At 64.8% G+C, this 22,301-nt stretch carries 20 protein-coding genes and 1 other RNA gene; 4 read left to right on the forward strand and 17 right to left on the reverse strand.

Annotated elements, in window-relative coordinates:
- Positions 1–47: 47 nt before the first annotated feature.
- The 17 genes from lpxC to rsmI form a co-directional block, all read right to left on the reverse strand.
- The gene (gene lpxC / locus HSDC_RS04845; protein ID WP_064698806.1) at positions 48–959 is read right to left on the reverse strand and encodes a UDP-3-O-acyl-N-acetylglucosamine deacetylase; all 912 of its coding nucleotides are present in this window, start codon (positions 957–959) and stop codon (positions 48–50) included.
- 112 nt (positions 960–1,071) lie between these two features.
- Positions 1,072–2,259: a cell division protein FtsZ gene (ftsZ, locus tag HSDC_RS04850; RefSeq protein ID WP_064698807.1), complete on the reverse strand. Its 1,188-nt coding sequence runs from the start codon at positions 2,257–2,259 to the stop codon at positions 1,072–1,074.
- Positions 2,260–2,293: 34 nt separating this feature from the next.
- Positions 2,294–3,583, reverse strand: coding sequence for a cell division protein FtsA (ftsA, locus tag HSDC_RS04855; protein ID WP_064698808.1), 1,290 nt, complete (start codon positions 3,581–3,583; stop codon positions 2,294–2,296).
- A 197-nt stretch (positions 3,584–3,780) separates the two neighbouring features.
- Positions 3,781–4,506, reverse strand: a complete 726-nt coding sequence (locus HSDC_RS04860; protein WP_064698809.1) for a cell division protein FtsQ/DivIB — start codon at positions 4,504–4,506, stop codon at positions 3,781–3,783.
- Between the two features lies 1 nt (position 4,507).
- Positions 4,508–5,425 (reverse strand): D-alanine--D-alanine ligase, encoded by a 918-nt coding sequence (locus HSDC_RS04865; RefSeq protein ID WP_064698810.1) that lies wholly within the window; start codon positions 5,423–5,425, stop codon positions 4,508–4,510.
- Positions 5,422–6,834: a UDP-N-acetylmuramate--L-alanine ligase gene (gene murC / locus HSDC_RS04870; RefSeq protein WP_064698811.1), complete on the reverse strand. Its 1,413-nt coding sequence runs from the start codon at positions 6,832–6,834 to the stop codon at positions 5,422–5,424. The genes HSDC_RS04865 and murC overlap by 4 nt, the downstream gene beginning before the upstream one ends.
- Before the next feature lie 61 nt (positions 6,835–6,895).
- A complete protein-coding gene (gene murG, locus HSDC_RS04875; protein ID WP_064698812.1) occupies positions 6,896–7,981 on the reverse strand; it encodes an undecaprenyldiphospho-muramoylpentapeptide beta-N-acetylglucosaminyltransferase in 1,086 nt (361 codons plus the stop codon).
- Positions 7,978–9,168, reverse strand: a complete 1,191-nt coding sequence (ftsW, locus tag HSDC_RS04880; RefSeq protein ID WP_064698813.1) for a putative lipid II flippase FtsW — start codon at positions 9,166–9,168, stop codon at positions 7,978–7,980. The genes murG and ftsW overlap by 4 nt, the downstream gene beginning before the upstream one ends.
- Positions 9,165–10,553, reverse strand: coding sequence for a UDP-N-acetylmuramoyl-L-alanine--D-glutamate ligase (gene murD / locus HSDC_RS04885; protein ID WP_064698814.1), 1,389 nt, complete (start codon positions 10,551–10,553; stop codon positions 9,165–9,167). The genes ftsW and murD overlap by 4 nt, the downstream gene beginning before the upstream one ends.
- A gap of 47 nt (positions 10,554–10,600) precedes the next feature.
- Positions 10,601–11,683, reverse strand: coding sequence for a phospho-N-acetylmuramoyl-pentapeptide-transferase (gene mraY / locus HSDC_RS04890; RefSeq protein ID WP_064698815.1), 1,083 nt, complete (start codon positions 11,681–11,683; stop codon positions 10,601–10,603).
- 8 nt (positions 11,684–11,691) lie between these two features.
- On the reverse strand, positions 11,692–13,059 hold the full coding sequence (locus HSDC_RS04895; RefSeq protein ID WP_064698816.1) for a UDP-N-acetylmuramoyl-tripeptide--D-alanyl-D-alanine ligase: 1,368 nt from the start codon (positions 13,057–13,059) through the stop codon (positions 11,692–11,694).
- Positions 13,056–14,567 (reverse strand): UDP-N-acetylmuramoyl-L-alanyl-D-glutamate--2,6-diaminopimelate ligase, encoded by a 1,512-nt coding sequence (locus tag HSDC_RS04900; protein WP_064698817.1) that lies wholly within the window; start codon positions 14,565–14,567, stop codon positions 13,056–13,058. The genes HSDC_RS04895 and HSDC_RS04900 overlap by 4 nt, the downstream gene beginning before the upstream one ends.
- 30 nt (positions 14,568–14,597) lie before the next feature.
- A complete protein-coding gene (locus HSDC_RS04905) occupies positions 14,598–16,319 on the reverse strand; it encodes a peptidoglycan D,D-transpeptidase FtsI family protein (RefSeq protein WP_064698818.1) in 1,722 nt (573 codons plus the stop codon).
- Positions 16,316–16,654, reverse strand: a complete 339-nt coding sequence (ftsL, locus tag HSDC_RS04910; RefSeq protein WP_064698819.1) for a cell division protein FtsL — start codon at positions 16,652–16,654, stop codon at positions 16,316–16,318. Before ftsL ends, HSDC_RS04905 begins: the two co-directional genes overlap by 4 nt.
- Positions 16,655–16,664: 10 nt before the next feature.
- Positions 16,665–17,621, reverse strand: coding sequence for a 16S rRNA (cytosine(1402)-N(4))-methyltransferase RsmH (rsmH, locus tag HSDC_RS04915; protein ID WP_064698820.1), 957 nt, complete (start codon positions 17,619–17,621; stop codon positions 16,665–16,667).
- 65 nt (positions 17,622–17,686) lie between these two features.
- An RNA gene (gene rnpB / locus HSDC_RS04920) (RNase P RNA component class A) lies at positions 17,687–18,048 on the reverse strand.
- A 33-nt stretch (positions 18,049–18,081) separates the two neighbouring features.
- Positions 18,082–18,939 (reverse strand): 16S rRNA (cytidine(1402)-2'-O)-methyltransferase, encoded by an 858-nt coding sequence (gene rsmI / locus HSDC_RS04925; protein ID WP_064698821.1) that lies wholly within the window; start codon positions 18,937–18,939, stop codon positions 18,082–18,084.
- A 48-nt stretch (positions 18,940–18,987) separates the two neighbouring features.
- Between rsmI and HSDC_RS04930 the strand changes: the two genes are divergently transcribed.
- From HSDC_RS04930 to HSDC_RS04945, 4 genes are read left to right on the forward strand one after another with little or no spacing between them, the layout of a single operon-like run.
- A complete protein-coding gene (locus tag HSDC_RS04930) occupies positions 18,988–20,745 on the forward strand; it encodes a penicillin-binding protein activator (RefSeq protein WP_064698822.1) in 1,758 nt (585 codons plus the stop codon).
- On the forward strand, positions 20,732–21,097 hold the full coding sequence (locus HSDC_RS04935; RefSeq protein ID WP_064698823.1) for a YraN family protein: 366 nt from the start codon (positions 20,732–20,734) through the stop codon (positions 21,095–21,097). The genes HSDC_RS04930 and HSDC_RS04935 overlap by 14 nt, the downstream gene beginning before the upstream one ends.
- 21 nt (positions 21,098–21,118) lie before the next feature.
- Positions 21,119–21,712 (forward strand): phosphoheptose isomerase, encoded by a 594-nt coding sequence (locus HSDC_RS04940; protein ID WP_013331705.1) that lies wholly within the window; start codon positions 21,119–21,121, stop codon positions 21,710–21,712.
- 4 nt (positions 21,713–21,716) lie between these two features.
- Entirely contained in the window at positions 21,717–22,283 is a 567-nt protein-coding gene (locus tag HSDC_RS04945) for a BON domain-containing protein (RefSeq protein WP_064698824.1), read from the forward strand.
- Positions 22,284–22,301 lie beyond the last annotated feature (18 nt).

The following is a 22,301-nucleotide window of genomic DNA, read 5'->3' on the forward strand; positions in this document are numbered from 1 at the left end:
AAGGGCGGCGGTCAAGGACTGCGCTGCAACGAAACACCGAGACGATGTCAGGCCATGGCGGGCGCCGCATAGGAGATCGGCGCCTTCTGGGCATCGTCTTCGAAAGTGACGATCTCCCAGGCCTGGGGATTGGCGACCAGCGCGCGACACAGCTGATTGTTCAGCGCATGACCAGACTTCACGCCACGGAATTCGCCGATCAGGCTGTGCCCCAGCTGGTAGAGATCACCGATGGCATCCAGAACCTTGTGCTTGACGAACTCATCGTCATAACGCAGCCCGCCTTCGTTCACGATTCGATAATCATCGACCACGATGGCGTTGTCGAGACTGCCACCGAGCGCCAGATTGTTCGAGCGCAGGTGTTCGAGATCGCGCATGAAACCGAAGGTACGAGCGCGGGATACCTCCTTGACGAAGGAGGTCGTGGAGAAGTCGACCGTGGCGGTCTGCTTCTGATCCTCGAACACCGGGTGGTCGAAGTCGATGGCGAAGGAGACCTTGAACCCCTGGTGGGGCAGGAAGATCGCTTCCTTGTCGCCCTCGCGGACCATCACTTCGCGCTTGATGCGGATGAATTTCTTCGGCGCCTCCTGCTCGGCGATGCCCGCCGACTGGATGAGGAACACGAAGGGACCGGCGCTACCATCCATGATCGGCACCTCAGGGGCACTCACATCGACATAGGCATTGTCGATGCCGAGGCCGGCAAGGGCGGACATCAGGTGCTCGACGGTCGCCACCTTGACACCATCCTGCGACAGGGCAGTACACAGGGTCGTGTCCGTGACGTTCTCGGCACGCGCCTGGATCTGGACTTCGGGCTCCAGGTCGGTGCGCACGAAGACTATGCCAGTGTCGACGGGTGCGGGGCGCAGGGTCAGGTAGACCTTCTTGCCGGAATGCAGGCCGACGCCAGTGGCGCGAATGACGTTCTTGAGCGTGCGTTGTCTAATCATGGGCGTTCGCCAGGCAGTCGTTGATTATCAAACACCGTTCACTATAACACCGAACGCACGTTTCAACAAAAATAACATCATCGACCACTGCCTATGCGAACAATAAATCGCGTCAATCGGCCTGGCGCCGCAGGAAGGCCGGAATGTCCAGATAGTCATCCAGCTCCTGAGACTTGCGCGAATCCGACTGCGGCTGCGAGCGCGGAGATTCCTGCGGCTCCGGCTTGGACGCAGCGGCGGTACGGTTCTGATGCGCGCGACTGGCAGCCGCCTGTTGCCGCACGGCAGCCGCATCGCTGCGACGCGTTGCCTCGCGATTCGCCGTCGAAGTCTGACGCTGCTGGCCATCCAGGCCGGCCGCCACCACGGTAACGCGCAGCTCGTCGCTCATCTCCATGTCGATGGAAGTACCGACGACGATGGTCGCATCCTGGGACGCAAATTCCTGAACCGTGGCACCCACGTCGTTGAACTCCCCGATGGAGAGATCCGGACCGGCGGTGATGTTGACCAGAATGCCCCGGGCACCGTGCAGATCGATGTCTTCGAGCAAGGGACTGCGGATGGCCTTCTCGGCCGCCTCGCGAGCGCGGTTCTCGCCAGTCGCGCCCCCCGTGCCCATCATTGCCATGCCCATCTCGGACATCACGGTGCGCACGTCGGCGAAGTCGACGTTGATGATGCCAGGGCTGGTGATCAGCTCGGCGATGCCCTGAACGGCACCGAGCAGGACGTCGTTGGCGGCGCTGAAGGCAGTCAGCAGGCTGGCGCTCTTGCCCAGCACCGACAGCAGCTTCTCGTTGGGAATGGTGATCAGCGAGTCGACATGCTCGGAGAGTTCCTTCATGCCCTCCTCGGCGGCCCGCATCCGCTTGGGCCCTTCGAAGGGGAAGGGACGCGTCACCACCGCAACGGTGAGGATGCCGAGTTCCTTGGCAACCTGCGCTACCACCGGTGCACCACCGGTTCCGGTTCCTCCGCCCATGCCGGCGGTGATGAAGACCATGTCGGCACCACCCAGCAGCTCGGCGATGCGCTCGCGATCCTCCATGGCCGCCTGACGGCCGACCTCGGGGCTGGCACCAGCTCCCAGGCCCTTGGTGATCTCGCTACCGAGCTGGAGAACGGTCTTGGCCGACACGCTCTTCAGTGCTTGAGCATCGGTATTGGCACAGATGAACTCCACGCCTTCGATGCTGCTCTCGACCATGTGGTTGACGGCGTTGCCACCACCGCCACCGACACCGATCACCTTGATAACCGCACTGCTAGAAGGTGCGCTATCCACGAGTTCGAACATTAGCCCCGTCTCCTGGACCGCTCGGGCGGCCCTGTCAGAAATTTCCTTTGAACCAGCTCTTGAGCCTTACCAGCGCCGGAATCCCTTCCTCTGGTCCACGCCGGGAGACGTCTTCCCGTCTCGGTTGCGCCGAGAAGCCACCATCGCGCTCCGGATGGCCGAGTCCCTGACGGGTCTCATTCAGAGCGTAATGTAGCAAACCGACCCCCGTCGAATAAATCGGGTTACGCACCACATCGGCCAGCCCGCGGACATTCTGCGGGCAAGCGATGCGCACCGGCATGTGGAAGATCTCTTCGGCCAACTCGACGACGCCTTCCATGCGTGCCGTGCCTCCGGTCAATACCACACCGGCAGCCACCAGATCCTCGTAACCGCTGCGCCGCAATTCGTCACGCACCAGGGTGAAAAGTTCCTCGTAACGAGGCTCCACCACCTCGGCCAGCGACTGCCGCGACAGATCGCGAGCCGCCCGATCGCCGACGCTGGGCACCTTGATCATTTCGTCGCTAGAAGCCATCTGCGTCAGTGCGCAGGCATACTTGACCTTGATTTCCTCGGCATGCTGGGTCGGCGTGCGCAGCGCCATGGCGATATCGTTGGTCACCTGATCCCCGGCGATGGGAATCACCGCCGTATGACGGATGGCGCCTTCGGTGAATACGGCGATATCGGTCGTTCCCCCTCCGATATCCACCACGCATACGCCGAGCTCACGCTCATCCTCGGTCAGCACGGCATGGCTGGACGCCAGTTGCTCGAGGATGATGGCGTCCACGTCGAGCCCGCAGCGGCGCACGCACTTCTCAATGTTCTGTACCGCGTTGAGCGCCGCGGTGACCAGATGCACCCGCGCCTCGAGACGTACCCCGGACATGCCCAGGGGCTCGCGAATACCGCCCTGGGTATCGATGGCAAACTCCTGGGGCAGCACGTGCAAGACGCGCTGCCCCTCGGAAATGGCCCGCGCACGGGCCGAATCGATGACGCGATCGATGTCGGAAGAGGCGACTTCTCGCTCCTTGATCGCCACCACACCGTCGGAATTCATCGAGCTGATATGGCTCCCGGCGATTCCCACGTACACGGAATGAATATCGCAACCGGCCATGAGCTCGGCCTCTTCCACGGCGCGCTGAATCGACTGCACCGTGGACTCGATGTTGATCACCACCCCTTTCTTCATTCCTCGAGAGGGGTGGGAGCCGATACCGGCGATTTCAATTCCGCCATCGTCCGTGGGCTGCCCCACGATCGCCACGACCTTGGATGTTCCGATATCCAGCCCGACTACCATATTGGACACATTGGAAGGACCTGCCATGAGCCGGGAATTCTCCTCGAGCCAGACCCGCTAGGGGAAATGCATGTTTGTCACGAAAAATCTGGACTAATTATAGGAACAACTTACGCCGTTCCACCAGCCCGTAACCGAAAAACGTGTCTTAACGATACGGTTATTTTCGCATTAAAGGAATCCCCCCAGGCCACGTCGGGCGGACAATTCGGCAATTCGATCGGTTAGCCTTCCGCTTTCGAATCGCTTTCGACGGGTTCCGTTTCACCATGCCAGGCAACGGCGACACCATTGGGATAACGAAGATCGATGTAGCGAATGTGCGACGCCCATTCACCTAGCTCTCGACGCCAGGCAGCCTCGAAGCGTTCCAGGCGCCCAGAGCGATGATTACGTCCCAGCATCACCCAGACACCGTCATCCAACTGGAAGCGCCAGGCCCCCCTCGCCTCAAGCCGCAACTGGCGTACGTCGAGCCCTTGGTCGGCAAAACGCGACACCAGTTGATCATGATAAGCCAGCACCTCAGGGCCGCTGCCTTCAGGGCCGGACAGATCCGGCAATCCCTCCGGCGGCGTCACGGGGGCGAAGGAGAAAGGTTCGCCTTGCGCATTCAGCAACCGATCATCGTTCCAGCGCGCTACCGGCACCTGCTCTTCCAGTTCGAAACGCAGGGCATTGGGCCACTCGCGATGCACCCTCACCTCGTGCAACCAACCAATATCCCTGGCTCGCTCCCGCAAGGTATCGATATCCACCGACAACCAGGTCTGTCCCTGGACGAGCGGCGCCAGGCGATCCCGCAGGTAATCGGCACTGACATGGTGCAACTCGCCTCCGATGGAGACGCGCTCGATGGGACGATCCAGCCAGAGCCAAAGGGCTCGCCCTCCGGCGCCGAGCAAGAGCATCAGCAGCACAATACCGATGAGGGAGGAACGACGCGCCATATCAGTCGCACCGACCAGCGGTATCGAGGATACGCAAGACCAGCGCATCGAAGTCAATGCCGGCGTGAGCCGCGGCCTGGGGCACCAGGCTGTGATCCGTCATGCCCGGCACGGTATTGACCTCGAGCAACCAGAAACGCCCTTGCTCGTCGCGCATGACATCGACGCGCCCCCAGCCCTGGCAGCCAATGGCCTCGAAGGCCGCACGACAGAGCTCGGCCAGCCTTCGCTCTTCCGTTTCGGACAGACCGCACGGCAAGTGGTAAAGCGTTTCGTCGGACAGGTATTTGGCTTCGTAATCATAGAAGCCACCCGGCACTTCCACGCGGATCGCCGGCAATTCCTCGTCGCCGATCAGCGACACCGTATATTCCTCGCCTTGAATGAAACGCTCGGCCATGACCCGCGTGTCATAACGCGCCGCATCCCGGTAGGCCGACGCCAGGGTTTCGGCGCTATCGACAATGGTGATGCCCAGGGTCGAGCCTTCGTGTACGGGCTTGACGATCAGCGGCAACCCGAGACGTTCCACCACGGCCTGCCAATCGGCGTCGGCCTTCAGCATCACGCATTCTGGGGTCGGCAGCCCCAAGGCCTGCCAGATCAGCTTGGTGCGCTGCTTGTCCATACCCAGCGCCGATGCCAGCACGCCGCTGCCAGTATAGGGAATGCCCAGCAATTCCAGGGCGCCCTGCAGCGTTCCGTCCTCACCGCCCCGACCATGCAAGGCAATGAACACCCGATCCGGCGCCAGCGCCTCGAGTCCCGTCAATCCTCCTTCGGCCGGATCAAAGCCGATCGGCGCCACGCCGCTGCGCTCGAGCGCTCCCAGCACCGCCTCGCCGCTTTTCAGTGACACCTCACGTTCGGCGGAATCCCCACCGTAGAGCACCACCACCCGTCCATGGTCGACTGTCATAGATTCACCTCGTCAAGTACCAGCCTGGCATCGGAAAGCTGCTGGGAGATCCCGCCCACATCACCGGCGCCCTGGGTGATCAGGATATCACCGGGGCACAATACCTTGGCCAGCAGCTCCGGCAGCTCGCTCTTGTCCTGCACGAAGATCGGATCGACCTCGCCGCGCTGCCGAATGGAGCCTGCCAGGGTACGGCCATCGGCTCCCGGCAGCGGCGACTCGCCGGCACTGTAGACATCCAGCAGCAGCAGCGTATCGACTCCCGCCAGCACGCGCACGAAATCCTCGAACAGGTCACGGGTGCGCGAATAGCGATGCGGCTGATAGACCATCACCAGACGACGCTCGGGCCAACCGTCGCGGACCGCCTTGATCACCATCTCCACTTCCCGGGGATGATGGCCATAATCGTCCACCAGCATGACCTCGCCCTCGCCTCGTGGCGCAGCGAAATGGCCATGCACCTGGAAACGACGCCCGACGCCGGCAAAGCTCTCCAGGCCGCGCAGAATGGCCGCATCATCGACTCCCGCGTCACTGGCCACCGCGATGGCGGCCAGGGCGTTCAGGGCGTTGTGCTCGCCGGGCATGGCCAGGCGTACCGCAAGCGGCGCCAGGCCATCGGGACGGCGTGCGGTGAAGCTCACCTCGCCCCCATTCTGCTTGAAATCCTCGAGCCGATAATCGGCATCCTCGCTGAACCCGTAGGTGACGAACTGGCGATTGACCCGCTCGATCAACCCGCGCACGTTGGCATCATCGATGCAAAGTACCGCCAGCCCATAGAAGGGCAAGTTGTGCAGGAACTCGATGAAGGTTTGCTTGAGTCGCTCGAAATCACCGCCGTAGGTCGCCATATGGTCGGCATCGATGTTGGTGACGATGGCGACCATGGGTTGCAGGTGCAGGAAGGAGGCATCCGATTCGTCGGCTTCGGCCACCAGGTAGTCGCCCTCGCCCAGGCGCGCATTGACACCGGCGCTGGTCAGGCGACCGCCGATCACGAAGGTCGGATCGAGTCCGCCTTCACCGAGCAGGGTCGCGGTCAGGCTGGTCGTGGTCGTCTTGCCATGGGTACCGGCCACGGCGATACCATGGCGAAAGCGCATCAACTCGGCGAGCATCTCGGCCCGACGCACCACCGGTATGCGATTCTCCTGTGCCCAGCGAATCTCGGGGTTGGTGTCGTCGACCGCTGTCGAGACCACCACCACATCGGCCTCCCGGGCGTTTTCCTCGGCATGGCCGATGGCAACCGCAATGCCGCATTCTCGCAGGCGTGCCACCACCGGCGAGAGCTTGAGGTCACTGCCACTGACCGCATATCCCTGATTGGCCAGCACTTCGGCGATGCCGCACATGCCGGCTCCGCCGATACCGACAAAGTGAATACGCCGGATGCGGCGCATCCCCAACCCTCGACCATGACGGGGCAGGGTCGACTGACCGGGGACCGGCCCTAGGCTGTCATCACTCAAAACCTGTCTCCATGCAGCCGGCCGCCAGGCGTTCCATGGCATCGAGGCGTGCGCAGCGCCGAGCCTGTGACGCCATGGCGGCCAATGTATCGGGATCCAGCAGCGTCGCCAGCCGTTCGGCCAGCGCCGCCGCACTCATTTCATCCTGGGGCATCAGCGAGGCAGCCCCCTCCTCCACCAGTGCCGACGCATTGGCCGTCTGATGATCATCCACCGCATGCGGATACGGTACGAACAATGCCGGCTTGGCAGCCGCCGCCAGCTCCGCCACCGTCAGGGCGCCGGCACGACACACCACCAGATCGGCCCAATCGTAGGCCTGTGCCATGTCGTCGATGAAGTCCGACACCCGCGCCTCGATGGCATACTCGGCATAGCCTGCTCGGGTCGGTTCATCCTTGTCACGGCCCGCCTGGTGATACACCTCGGGGCGACGCTCGGCCGAGAGCTGCGACAGAGCCTCGGGAAGCCGCTCGTTCAGCGCCTTGGCCCCCAGCGACCCTCCCACCACCAGCAGGCGCAAAGGGCGTTCGCGCATCGCGGCGGCCTCTCGTGGCTGCTCGCCGAGTGCCGCGATGTCGTTCCTGACCGGATTGCCGACCACCTCGCCACGCCCAGGAAAGGCTTGGGGAAAGGCCGCGAAGGTCCGTCTGGCCAGGCGCGACAGCACACGGTTGGTCAAGCCGGCGACCGCATTCTGCTCATGAATCACCAGAGGGCGACGGCCGAGCCAGGCGGCCAACCCACCCGGACCACTGGCAAAGCCACCAAGGCCCACCACCAGTTGCGGGTCGAAATCCCGCATGACCTGACGGGCCTGGCAGATCGCCCTCGCCAGCCGCCAGGGCGCGGCCAACCACCCGGTCACGCCATTGCCCCGCAAGCCGCTCACGGCAATGCGGTGCAGGGGAATGCCGGCCTCCGGCACCAGACGGTTCTCGATCCCCTTCGGGCTGCCCAGCCACTGAACCTCGACGCCCCGCTCGCCGAGTGCACGAGCCAGCGACAGGGCGGGTATCACATGCCCGCCGGTGCCTCCGGCCATGATCAACACTCGGCGGGTCTGGTCGTCACTCATGATCGGGCCTCGCTCGTCCTCGGTGCGGTGGGCTGCTCGCGACGTCTGGCCTGCCGCGTTTCAATGTCCGTTCGCAGCAGCATGCCGACCATCACCGCACTGATGACCAGGCTGGATCCCCCATAGCTGAGCAGCGGTAACGTCAATCCCTTGGTCGGCAGCATGCCGGTGCTCACCGCAATGTTGATGAACGCCTGAGCGCCTATCACCAGGGCAATGCCATAGCAGAGATAGGCGGCAAAGGGGCGCTTGGCCAGTTCGGCACGACGCCCCACCGCCATGGCACGCCACACCAGCAAGGCGAACAGGCCGATCACGGCGATGGCCCCCACCATGCCCAGCTCCTCGGCCAGCACGGCGAACACGAAGTCTGTGTGAGCCTCGGGAAGATAGAAGAGCTTCTGCACACTGTTGCCGAGCCCGGTACCGAACCATTCTCCTCGACCGAAGGCGATCAACGCCTGGGTGAGCTGATAACCACTGGCAAACTGGTCGGCCCAAGGATCAACGAAGCTGGTCAGGCGTGCCATGCGATAGGGTTCGGCGATGGCCAACACGGTACCCAGCGCTGCCACCAGCAGCATCAACAGCAGGAAACGCCCCCAGGGCGCCCCTGCCATCAGCAACATGCCCATGACGCAGCCTGTCATGACCACCACCGCGCCATAATCCGGCTCGAGGATCAGCAGAATCCCGATGACCGCCATCACCATCAGCGGCCGCAGGAAAGCCCCCCACTGACGACGTACCTGGGGCAGAAAGCGCTCCAGATACCCCGCCAGGTAGACGATCAAGCAGAGTTTGGCGATTTCGGAGGCCTGCAGGTTCAGGGGGATGCCGGGCACCGATAGCCAACGCCGGCTGCCATTGACCTCGCGGCCCACCACCAGCACCAGGGCCAGCATGGCCAGGCCGACGAGCAGCAGCAAGGGGCCATTGGCCTTCCACCAGGCAAGCGGTATGCGCAGGACCACCAGCGCGATCCCCATGGACACGAGCACAAAGACGCCATGCCGGATGCTGAAATACCAAGGGTTGCCGGTAAGGCTGGTAGCGACCTCCGTGGACGCGGAGGTGACCATGACCCAGCCGATCAGCAACAGCGACAAGGTGGCCACCAGCAACCAGCCATCGCAGATATGATCCCGGGTCGACAGTTCTTCACGCAAACGGGAAAGACGCCTCATGTTGCCTCCTTGCTCAAGCGTCGCTCGACGGCCTGCCGGAAAGCCTCGCCACGTGCCTGGTAACCCGGAAATTGGTCGAGACTGGCGCAGGCCGGCGAGAGCAGCACGCAATCGCCGGGCGCCGCGATCTCGCGGGCCCGCTCCATGGCAGCCGCCAGGTCCTCGACCCGCTGCAAGGGCAGAGCTTCCTCGAGCGCGGCCTCGAGCTGATCCGCATCGCGCCCGAAGAGGATCGCCGCTCGCCCGTATCGACGAAGAGGATCGGCCAGCGGCGTGAAATCGGCCCCCTTGCCGACACCGCCTGCCAGCAGGATCACGCGCCCTTCCAGAGTCGGCCCGATGCCGGCGATGGCGGCCAGGGTCGCTCCGACATTGGTACCTTTGGAATCATTGATCCAGCGCACGCCATCGACATCAGCGATCCATTCGCAACGATGCGGCAACCCACCGAAGCGTTCCAGCACCCTGACCATGTCGGCCATCGGCAGCCCGAGACGATGCCCCATGGCCAGGGCCGCCAAGGCATTGGCCTGATGATGAAGCCCTTGCAGCCGCAAGGCATCGGCAGGCATCAGGGGCATGTCGCCATGCATCAGCCAGGTACGCGATCCATTGCCGTCATCGTGAGGCGCGATTCCCCATTCCCCGGGGCCGGGCGCATGGGTAGAAAAACGATCGAGTGCCGGCAGCGGGTTCGCCGGCCAGGTCTGCGGATCTTCGGCATTGACCACACCATGCGCGGCACCGCGAAAGATACCGAGCTTGGCGGCGCGGTAGCCAGCCATGTCGCCATGGCGGTCCAGATGATCCTCCGAGAGATTGAGAAAGGCTGCCGTTGCAGCGCCGAGCCGGGGGGTGGTCTCGAGCTGGAAGCTCGACAGCTCCAGCACATAGAGCTCGGCATCGGGAACCTCGGCCAGCAGATCCAGAGCGGCGGTACCCAGATTGCCACCTACCGCCACTCGCCAGCCCGCCTCGGCCGCCATCTCGCCCAACAAGGTCGTGACCGTGGACTTTGCATTGGCACCGGTAATGGCCGCGACGGGGGAACGACAGGCACGCGTGAACAGGGCCATCTCCCCTACCACCATTGGGTCACCGGATTCACCGGCCAGCCCTTTCAGCGCCTCCAGCTCGGGCAGATGCGGATCCACCCCGGGGCTGACCACCACCTCCCGAGCCTCGCGCATGTCGAGATCGGCCAGCGAGCCGCAATGCACCTCGATGTTCGGATGCGCTTCCCTGAAGGCATCGAGCCCCGGCGGTGCATCGCGGGTATCGGCCACCATGCAGGGCCGGCCCAGGCGCTCCAGGTGACGACAGATGGCGCGCCCCGATATACCGAGCCCGACCACCAGCGTGACTCCCTTGGGCACCTTGACCATGAACGGCTCCTCGCATGGACGACGACTTCCGGTTCCGCGCGGGAACCTCAACGAATCTTCAGCGTGGCCAGCCCCAGCAGCACCAGCACGACCGTGATGATCCAGAAACGCACGATGACTCGTGGTTCCGGCCATCCCTTCAGCTCATAGTGGTGGTGCAGCGGCGCCATGCGGAAGATGCGACGGCCGGTCAGCTTGTAGGACCCAACCTGCAGGATCACCGACACGGTTTCCATGACGAAGATACCGCCCATGATGAACAGCACGATCTCCTGGCGCACGATGACCGCCACGACACCGAGTGCCGCGCCCAGCGCCAGGGCCCCCACATCGCCCATGAAGACCTGGGCCGGATAGGTGTTGAACCACAGAAAGCCCAGGCCAGCGCCGGCAATAGTGGCGCAGAACACCGCCAGCTCGCCCGCCCCGGGGATCATCGGGATCTGGAGATACTCGGCGAACACCGCGTTGCCGCTGGCATAGGCGAACACCGCAAGCCCCATGGCCACCAGCACGGTAGGCATGATCGCCAGCCCATCGAGGCCGTCGGTGAGGTTCACGGCATTGGAGCTGCCGACGATCACCAGATAGCTGAGCAGAATGTAGAAGATGCCCAGCGGGAACACGAACTCCTTGAACAGCGGCACGATCAGGCTCGTTTCCACCGGCGAGGCGGCGGTGACATAGAGGATGAACGCGGCTGCCAGGCCGATCACCGACTGCCAGAAGTACTTCCAACGGGCCGGCAGGCCACGCGGGTTCTTCTCCACCACCTTGCGGTAGTCGTCGACCCAGCCGATGGCCCCGAAGCCCAGGGTCACCGCCAGCACGACCCAGACATAGTGGTTGGTGAGATCGCCCCACAGCAGGGTGCTGACGGCGATGGCCATGAGGATCATGGCCCCGCCCATGGTTGGCGTCCCGGCCTTGGATAGATGGGACTGCGGGCCGTCATCGCGCACGGCCTGGCCGATCTGGCGCTCCACCAGCCGGCGAATGACCACCGGCCCCAACCAGAGGCAAAGGATCAGGGCCGTCAGAGTCCCCAGGATCATCCGCAGGGTCAGATAGTTGAATACGTTGAAGGCGCTCTGAAATTGCGCCAGAAAGTCAGCCAGAAAAAGCAGCATGTAATGCGTTACCTTGATGCATCCGAGCGCAGCGCGGTCACCACGTGTTCCATTCCGGCACTGCGCGATCCCTTGACCAGTACGCTGGCCCCTGGCGGCAGATGGTGGAGAACATGGCGCGTCAGCGCCTCTCTGTCGTCAAAATGGCACCCTCCTTCACCGAAGGCACGGCTGGCCGGCCGCGCCGCCTCACCGAGAGTGCCGAGAAAATCGATGCCCAATGCCCGCGCGTGGCGTCCGACTTCAGCGTGCCAATGCGCGGACATTTCGCCAAGCTCACCCATGGCGCCCAGCAGACACCAACGGGGCGCCGGCAGCGTCACCAGGGTATCCAGCGCCGCCTTCACGGCACCAGGATTGGCATTGTAGGTGTCATCCAGCAGGCGTGCGCCATCGCGTCCGGCGAACACACCGAGCCGGCCGGCCACCGGTTCGACCTCTTCCAGCCCGGCCAGCACCTCCGCCGGGTCGGCTCGCAGGGCCAGGGCCGCTGCCGCCGCTGCCAGGGCGTTGGCCACATTGTGGCGCCCCATCAGCGACAATTGTATCCGTCCCAGCTCGCGGCCATCGAAAGATAGCGTGAAAGCATAGCGCCCGAACTCATCGCAGACCAGTGTCTCGGCACGCAGACGCCCCGCTCCCTCCAGTCCGAAGTCGAGCACCTCGCGTGGTGCCGCCTGGCTTGCCCAGAACCGGAAGTAGCGGTCATCACGATTGAGCACCGCCACGCCGTCCGCCGACAATCCGCTCAGAATCTCGCCCTTGGCCTGGGCAATGCGGCCCATGCCGCCGAACTCGCCGACATGGGCGCCGGTCACGTTGGTGATCACCGCGACGTCGGGCATCGCCAGCGAAGCCGTCCAGGCGATCTCCCCCAGATGGTTGGCGCCCAGCTCCACCACGGCCTGGCGGTGCTCGTCAGCCAACTCGAGCAGCGTCATGGGCGCACCGAAATCGTTGTTGAGATTGCCGCGGGTGGCCAGGGTCGCTCCGGATCGCGACAGGATGGTCGCCAGCATCTGCTTGACGGTGGTCTTGCCGCTGTTGCCGGTCACGGCCACCAGCGGGCCGCCCCAGGCGCGACGGCGCTCGCGTCCCAGAAGCCCGAGCGCCAACCGGGTATCGGCAACTTCAAGTTGCGGCAGTGGATCATCCTGACGCCGCTCCACCAGCGCCGCCGCCGCCCCGGCCTCGCGCGCCTGAGCAATGAAGTCATGGGCATCGAAACGCTCGCCGATGAGTGCCACGAACAGGCCGCCCGGCCCCAGCCGGCGCGTATCGGTCGTGATCGCCGTCAGCTCGACATCGTTTTCCGGCGGCCGCTCACCCAAGGCTCGAGCCACCGCGCCGAGAGAAGCCAAACCAACGCCGCTCACGGGCCACCCTCCCCATGTCGCGCGGCCAGGGCGGCCCGAGCCTCGTCGAGATCGGAGAAGGGATGACGCACGCCCTCGATTTCCTGATAGGTCTCATGGCCTTTGCCGGCAATCAGGATCACATCCTCGACATCAGCCTCGGCGATCGTCGCACGGATGGCCGCCGCGCGACCGGCTTCGATACGAGCCGACCGGCGCGCCGGCTCGCTCAGGCCGGCAAGAATCTGCTCACGGATAGCGGCCGCCGGCTCGCTTCGCGGGTTGTCGTCGGTAATCACCGGCACGTCCGCATGCCGCTCGGCGGCGGCAGCCATCAAGGGCCGCTTGCCGGCGTCCCGATCGCCGCCACAGCCGAACAGGCACCACAGGCGGCCTTGCTCCGGCAAGTGCGCCCTCAACCCCTGAAGGGCATTTTCCAGTGCATCCGGCGTATGGGCATAGTCGACCACCACCGTCGGCCCTCGGGTATCCTCGATCACCTGCATCCGCCCCGGCACCGGTGACAGATCGGCGGCAGCGCTGAACAGTGCCTCGAGATCCTCGCCCAGCCCGTACAGGGTCGCGATGGCCAGCAGCACATTGGTGAGGTTGAAAACGCCCATGAGGGGGATTTCCAGCACCCGTTCGCCATCCGGCGTGGCGATGACGGCGCGCTGCCCTTGCGACAGGGGCTCGATGCCCACTACCCGCAGCGTGACCGCCTCGTCATCGCCAACCGCCAGGACGCGCACGCCTTCGGGCAAGCCGGCCAGCATCAAGCGAGTCAGGGGATCATCGCCATTGACCACCGCCAGCCGCAACTCGGGACGCTGGAACAGGCGGGCCTTGGCCGCCGCATAGGCCGCCATGCCACCGTGGTAGTCGAGATGATCGCGGCTCAGGTTGGTAAAGACAGCCGCCGCCACTCGGCATCCCGACAGGCGATCTTGCTCCAAGGCATGAGATGAAGCCTCCATGGCCACACGCTCGACACCGTCGGACGCCAGCTCACCGAGCGCCGATTGCAGGGCCAGCGGCCCCGGCGTGGTCAACCGACCTTCGCGAAGCGCACCGGGCCGCCCATGCCCCAGGGTACCGACCATGCCCGCATCGCGCCCCAAAAGCCGACTCAGTTCAGCGATGTAGTGCGTCACTGAGCTCTTGCCGTTGGTACCGGTTACCCCGATCAGTTCCAGTGATGCCGGTACCTCGAACAGCGACCGCCCCAGCTCGCCGAGCCCTCCTGCCAGCCCCTCCAGCTGGATCACTCGGGCATCGGAGGACGGTGACGCATCTAGTTCGGCATGTGCCAGTACCGCTGCGGCACCCGTCGCCAGAGCCTGGTCGATGAAATCGCGGCCATCGACGCTTACCCCGGGCACTGCCACGAACACATCGCCCTCGGCCAGCTCCCGGCTATCCAGACAAAGCGCGACGTTACCGGCAAGCTGCAACGCCTCGAGCGCGGCGGCACCTTCCGGCCACTGGCGAGCTAATGCGGTCATCAGTCGCGATGCATTCACGTGCATGCCAGCCTCTCGTGGGTCGGGATGGAAGAATCAAGCATCATCGTCCTGGCTCGGTCGGTCGGGGGGAACATCCAGCATGCGCAGGGCGCTACCCGCTACACGGGAAAAGACCGGCGCGGCGATGGCCCCACCATAATAGGAATCCCCGCGCGGATGGTCGATCATCACCACGGCGATGATACGCGGGTCGGAGACCGGCGCGATGCCGACGAACAAGGAGCGATAGGCGCTCTGCTGATAGCCCCCGCTGCCGGTCTTGCGCACCGTGCCCGTCTTGCCCGCCACACTGTAGCCCGGGACCAGCGCACGACGCGCCCCGGTACCGGGCGCCACCACCTCGTCCATCATGCCGAGCACGCGATCGGCAACAGCGGGATCGATGACCGGCTCGCCCTCGGGCACCTTGGACAGGCGCAACAATGACGGGGGCAACCGTCGACCATTGTTGGCGATGGCCGTATAGGCACTGGCCAGTTGCAACGCCGACACCGACAAGCCATAGCCATAGGAAAGCGCCGCCCATTGGCTGCTGGACCAGACCTGAGGTGACGGCACACTGCCCGTGGCCTCGCCGGGGAAGCCGGTTCCCGGGGCACGATCAAAGCCAAGCGCCCGATAACGCTGGGGCACCACCGGCTCGTCGAGCTGCAGGGTCAACTTTGACATGCCGATATTGGAAGACTTGCGCAGAATACCTGCCAGGCTCAACTTGCCGTTGTTGGAGACGTCCCGGATGGTGTAGCCATCGATCACCAGCCAGCCCGGCGAGGTATCGATGACGGTATCGGGCGGAAACTTGCCGGTTTCCAGCAACGCCGACATGGCCAGCGGCTTCATCACCGATCCCGGTTCGAAGACATCGACGATGGCCTGATTGCGCAAGCCCTCCGGATCGAGCCCGGCACGATTGTTCGGGTTGTAGGACGGCTGGTTGGCCATCGCCAGCACTTCACCGGTGTCAGCATCCAGCATCACCAGGGTGCCACCGTCGGCATCGTTCTCGTCGACTGCCGCCTTGAGTTCCCGATAGGCCATGTACTGCAGGCTCTGGTCGATGGACAACGTCAGATCGCCCCCTGGCTGGGCCTCTTTGAGCACTTCCAGATCACGCACCAGGCGACCACGCCGATCCTTGAGCACCCGTCGCTTGCCCGGCACCCCGGCAAGATAGGGCTGGTAGGCCAGTTCGAGGCCTTCCTGGCCGTGATCGTCGATATTGGTCACGCCGAGCAGCTGGGCCGTCACCTCGCCGGCCGGATAATAACGCTTGTACTCCCGTCGCGCGTGCACGCCGGGAACATGGAGGTCGAGCACCTTCTGGGCCTCGCCCGGCGTCATGCGGCGACGCAGGTACATGAATTCTCGATCGGCGTAGCGCTCGATGCGCGCATCGAGCGCATCGAGATCCTGGCCGAGGGCCTGGGCAAGCCTCAGGCGCTGAATACCGTCGTCGGGCAAGTCCTGCGGATTGGCCCACAGGGTCACGACGGGCGTCGAGATGGCCAGCGGGTCACCGTGGCGGTCGGTGATCATGCCGCGGTGCGCGGGAATTTCGTCGACGCGCAGGGTCCGGGCATCGCCCTGGCCCTGCAGGAAGGAGTGATCGAACACATGCAGATCGACGATGCGCCCCACCAGCAACCCCAGCCCGACGAGCACCAGCGTCATCATCACGATATAGCGAGCCCGCCCCATCGGCGCCATGGGGGAAGGACGGCGCGGCGTGACACCGTTCGACGCGTCTCGGCTCATGGACGGATCACCTCCACTTCATCGACATCCGGCAGGCGCATCTCCAGACGCTCCGAGGCTAGCCGCTCGATTCGCGACGGCGAGGACCAGGCGCTCTCCTCGAGCAACAACTGCCCCCACTCGGTCTGCAGCTGTTGCTGCTCGCTCTCGAGTTGCTGCAGGCGCACGTAGCGTTCGCGGATCTCGTGGCTGGTGGCGATCACTGCCAATGCCGACACCAGGCATAACCCCACCAGCACTCCGTTGAGCAACAGCTTGAAGGTCGGGCGCGGGCGGGGCACCGGCCAGCCGAAGCCCGGCGTCGTGGTCTTGGAGGCATTGCGTCCCTGTGCCATGTCACTCCTTTCAATAGCGTTTGCGTGCCGCGCGCATCACGGCGCTACGGGCACGGGGATTGTCCTCGACCTCTTCACGGGCAGGACGTCGCGCCTTGCCGAGCGCCTCCAGACGACGCTGGATCTGGTCATCGCGCAGCGGGATCCCGCGCGGCAAGTGAGTATCGCCGCGGACGTGGTCGCGGATGAAGCGCTTGACACGGCGATCCTCCAACGAATGGAAACTGATCACCACCAGATGACCGCCCGGCGCCAAGGCTTCAAGCGCCGCCTCCAGAGCCAGGTCGAGCTGTTCGAGCTCGCCATTGACCTGGATGCGCAATGCCTGGAAGGCGCGGGTCGCCGGATGCTTGCCTTTCTCCCAGGCAGGATGCGCGGCCTTGATCACCTCAGCGAGATCCGCGGTGCGAGTGAAGGCACGCTCGCCCCGTCGCGCCACGATGGCCCGCGCCAGGCGACGCGCGAAACGCTCCTCGCCGTATGTCTTGAACACCCGGGCGATCTCGTCCTCGGCAGCGCGGGCAATCCAGTCCGCGGCACTCTCGCCGTGCTCGGGGTCCATGCGCATGTCCAGCGGGCCATCACGCAGGAAGCTGAAGCCTCGTTTCGGGTCATCGAGCTGCGGCGAGGAAACGCCGACATCGAGCAGGATGCCATCGAGCTTGCCATGCAGGCCATGCGCCTCGGCATAGGTCCCGAGACGGGCGAAATCGCCGCGCTCGATCGAAAACCGCGAATCCTCGATGGCGGCGGCCTCCTCGATGGCCTGAGGATCCCGATCGATGGCGAGCAGGCGGCCCTGCGGTGAAAGCCGCTCCAGGATGGCGCGGGAGTGACCGCCCCGCCCGAAGGTGCCATCCAGGTAGCACCCCGACGGGTCGTGAATCAGGGTCTCGACCGCGCCATCGAGCAACACGCTGGCATGGCGAAATCCGCGAGGGGGCTGTTCGGAGGCGGGTGACGACATGCGGCTCTCGTGGCAACTTGGGAGGGACCGTGCGCGACGGCTTCATCATGAACGATAGCGGAATTCGGGGGAGTCGGCCGATAAGCCGGGTTCTGTCGGGGACAGTCATTCGTCTAGGAACGTCGTCACCGCCGTTCTCAAGCAACCTACCCGAACCCAGCGCGGGCCACGCCATCGGGTTCCTATTTGGTCTTGCTCCGAGTGGGGTTTACCGTGCCACGCACTGTTGCCAGGCGCGCGGTGCGCTCTTACCGCACCCTTTCACCCTTACCGGTCTCTCGAAAGAGACGTAGGCGGTCTACTCTCTGCTGCACTTTCCGTCGGCTCGCGCCGCCCAGGCGTTACCTGGCACTCTGCCCTGTGGAGCCCGGACTTTCCTCCCCCGACCGCCGAAACGGCGACCGGCGGCGACTGTCTGGCCAACTCCCGAGCGCAAGCATACCAGTGCCACGACACCCCCTCAATCCCCGTCCTTGAGCCGCTGTGCCCGGGCATACCAGCTTTTCCTGGCACCACCCAGCAAGCGCGCGGCCACACCGGCCGCCTGCTTGACGCCGACCCCTTCGGACAACAACGACGTCAACAGCGCATCGGCCTCGACCGAGACCACCTCGCCGACCGAGCGTGGCGCGGCACCTTCCACCATCACCACGAATTCACCGCGCGCCTGATCGGGATCCGCCTCCAATCGAGCCATCAAGGTAGCGGCACTGCCATCAAGGAAGGTTTCGAACGTCTTGGTCAATTCCCGGGCCAGTACCAGGCGACGCTCGCCGAAGACCGTCGCGAGATCGGCAAGCGTGGCACCGATACGGTGCGGCGATTCATAGAACACCAGGCTTTCCTCATGCTCGACCAATGCCTCCAGGCGGGCCCGACGGGCGCCCCCCTTGGCCGGTAAGAAGCCGTTGAACAGGAAGCGATCGGTGGCCAGGCCGGCCGCCGAGAGCGCCGCCACCAAAGCGCACGCTCCCGGCACCGGCACCACGCGACGCCCACGAGCCCGCAACTCCCGCACCAGCACGAACCCCGGATCGCTGATCAGAGGCGTACCGGCATCGCTGACCAGGGCAACGTCCTCACCGGTGGCCAGGCGTGCATCGATATACTCGACCCGGGCTGACTCGTTATGCTCGTGCAAGGACACCAGGGCCGGCGCAATGCCCAGATGCCGCAAGAGACGTGACGTATGCCGGGTATCTTCCGCGGCCACCAGTCCCACCTCCCCCAACAGTCGGGCGGCACGAGGGCTGAGGTCCTCCAGATTCCCAATCGGCGTGGCGACCACGTACAATGAACCTGCAATCGCGTCTGACATTTCGGCCCCCTGGGATGCTTTCCGGAACAATGGGACAAGGAAGGATCGATGAAGATTTCGTCTCGCGGCCCCCTGGCCGCCGCGCTTCTGGCGCTACTCCTGGCCGGCTGCGGCATGCAGCCGAGCATGACCCAACGCCAACCGGCAGAAGACCCGGACAAGCTGCTACAGGCAGCCGAGCAGCAAGAACCGGCACAAGCCGCTCGCTCCCGACTGGAGGCCGCGGACATCCTAGCACGCCAGGGGCGCGGCCCCCAGGCACTGGAAATCGCCAGCAATCTCGATGACCGGCAACTGCCGGTCGAGCAGCGACGCCGTTGGGCCTTGCTGCTTTCCGAGCTGGGCGAGTCCCAGGGAGACCCGCGCGCCGTGGTGCAGGCCGGCCAGCTGCTCAAGGACGATACGCCGCCCCGCGAGCAGGCCGACCTGCTGCTGGAACGGCTCGGCCGCGCCCTGGGTGAACTCGACAAGCCGCTGCCTGCCGCCGCCGCTTTGCTGCGCCTGCAGGCCGCCAACGACAGTGAAGAGCTCAATGATCCGATCTGGGCCCAGCTCTCCCGCCTGCCCGCCGGCGCCCTCGGCAAGCTGCGCAGCAGCCAGGAGCCCGATACCCGGGCCTGGCTGGCGCTGACCGATCTGGTTCGCGACAATAGCGGTGACATCGAGCGCCTGTTCCAGCGACTCGACGACTGGCGCAACCAGCATCCGGAGCATCCCGCCGCACGCCGCCTGCCATCCAAGGTTCTGGCGCTGCGGGATCTGCGCGGCCGCGAGATTCGTCATGTCGCCGTCTTCCTGCCCGAGGGCGGGCCGCTGGCCGGCGTGGCCGATGCCATCAAGCAGGGCATGCGCGCCCACCACCTCAACGAAGTCAACGACGGAGCCAGCGGTTCCCGACTGAGTTTCATCGACTCCACCGAGGGCGATCTCGACGCGCTCTACCGTGAAGCGCGCAACCGTGGCGCCCAGGCCGTGATCGGCCCGCTCGACAAGGACCTGGTCAGTCGCCTCGAGCAACGCGAGCAGGTCCCATTGCCCACCCTGGCCCTCAACTACGGCACCGCCGCGCACAACCAGGCCGAAGGCCTCTTCCAGTACGGGCTTTCCGCCGAGAACGAAGCACGCCAGGTGGCCCGCCGCGGCCGGGTGGACGGCCTGCGCCGCGCCGCCGTGATGGTCCCCGACAACGATTGGGGACGCCGGGTCGGCGAGGCCTTCCGGGACACCTGGCTCGCCAATGGCGGCGAGATCACCCGCACCGAGCGCTACAACCCGGGGCGTCCGGCCACCGAGAGTACCCGCCGGGCCGTCAGCTCCCCTCGGCCGGACATGCTCTTTTTGCTGGCACTTCCGGAATACGCGCGCCAGGTTCCGCCTACCCTTGACTATTATTCCGCCTCGGAGCTGCCGGTCTACGCCACCTCCCATCTCTACGAGGGGCGTCCCCAGCCGCGCCTGGACAAGGACCTCGATGGCGTTCGCTTCGTCGACATCCCCTGGCAGATTCCGGATGCCGCCGTGGGCGGCGAGGATGCCCTGCCTTTCCTCGACAGCTATCACCAGCTCCGCGAGGAATCCGATCCCTCGCTGTTCCGGCTGATGGCCATGGGCGTGGATGCCTACGAGCTGACCCGACGCCTGCCTCAATTCCAGGCCATTCCGGGCAGCGAACTGTTCGGCGCCACCGGTACCCTGAACGTGGCCGATGATGGCCGCATCCAGCGCCAATTGCCCTGGGCACGCTTCAGCGACGGCGTTCCCCAGCCGGTGATCGCGCCGATACGCCTCGACAATGCCTTGCCCTGACGCCCGCGCCCGGGGCGCTCATGTCGAGCGCCTCGCCGCCGACTGGCTGGTGGCCCGGGGGCTCGTCCTCGAGGCCACCAACCAGCATGCCAAGGGCGGCGAGCTCGACCTGATCATGCGCGATGGCGATACCCTGGTATTCGTGGAGGTTCGACATCGCGCCGACACCCGTCACGGCCATCCGCTGGAAACCATCACCACTACCAAGCGTCGCAGACTGATAAAGGCGGCGCGTTTTTATCTCCAGCGCAACCGGCTATCATGTGCTTGCCGCTTCGATGTGCTGGCCGTGACCGGCACGCCCCCCGAACTCGAGTTCGAATGGGTGGCAGGCGCCTTCGAAGCGTTTTGACCCAAGGACCAGGAAGCCAAGATGGATTTCCAGACCCGCATTCTCGGACACTTCAACGCCAGCATCGACACCAAGACCTACGCCAGCGAGGTGCTGCCGCCCTTCATCGAGGTCGCCAGCCAGATGATGGTTCAGGCCTTGGTCAACGAAGGGAAGATTCTGGCCTGCGGCAACGGCGGTAGCGCCGGCGACAGCCAGCACTTCTCGTCGGAGCTGCTCAATCGCTTCGAACGGGAGCGCCCCAGCCTGCCCGCCCTGGCCTTGACCACCGACACGTCGACCCTGACTTCCATCGCCAACGATTACAGCTACAACGATGTCTACTCCAAGCAGGTACGCGCACTGGGGCAGCCCGGCGATGTACTGCTGGCCATTTCCACCAGCGGCAACTCCGGCAATGTCATCCAGGCCATCCAGGCCGCCCACGATCGCGAAATGACAGTGGTGGCGCTGACCGGTCGCGATGGCGGCAACATGGCTTCCTTGCTGGGCCAGGATGACTGCGAGATACGTGTCCCGGCCACTTCCACCGCACGCATCCAGGAGGTTCACCTGCTGGTGATCCACTGCCTGTGCGACCTGATCGATGAACAACTCTTTGGCGCAAGCGAGTGACCCCATGCCCTACAAGTCTCTGTGTACTGCCCTGACCCTCATCTTCCTGCTCGTCCTGTCAGGCTGCTCCAGCATGACCTCCGGCCCCGTCAACGAGCATTACGGTCAACGCACCGAAGGCACCAAGGTCGAGGACTCGAACATCGAGGACAAGATCTACCGCAACCTCGGCGCCACCGACGCGCGGCTCGACGACGCCCGGATCAATGTCAACGCCTTCAACGGCGTCGTCCTGCTGACCGGCCAGGTCCCCAGCCAGGAACTCAAGGACATGGCGGAGCAAGTGGCCGGACAGGTGCGCAATGTACGCAAGGTGCACAATGAGCTCACCATCGCGGCCAACCTGCCCTCCAGCCAACGACTCGCCGACACCTGGATCACCACCAAGGTCCGCACGTCCCTGGCGACCAACGAGAACATCGACGCCAGCCGGCTGCTCGTCGTCACCGAGAACGCCACCGTCTATCTAATGGGCATCGTCAGCCGTGCCGAGGCCGACCGCATCGTATCGGCCGTCTCGAATACCGGCGGCATGCAACGCATCGTCAAGGCCTTCGATTACCTCGACTGAGATTGCCCGGACAGGCAC

The sequence above is a fragment of the Halomonas caseinilytica genome (assembly GCF_001662285.1).
GTDB classification, from domain to species: Bacteria; Pseudomonadota; Gammaproteobacteria; order Pseudomonadales; family Halomonadaceae; genus Halomonas; species Halomonas caseinilytica.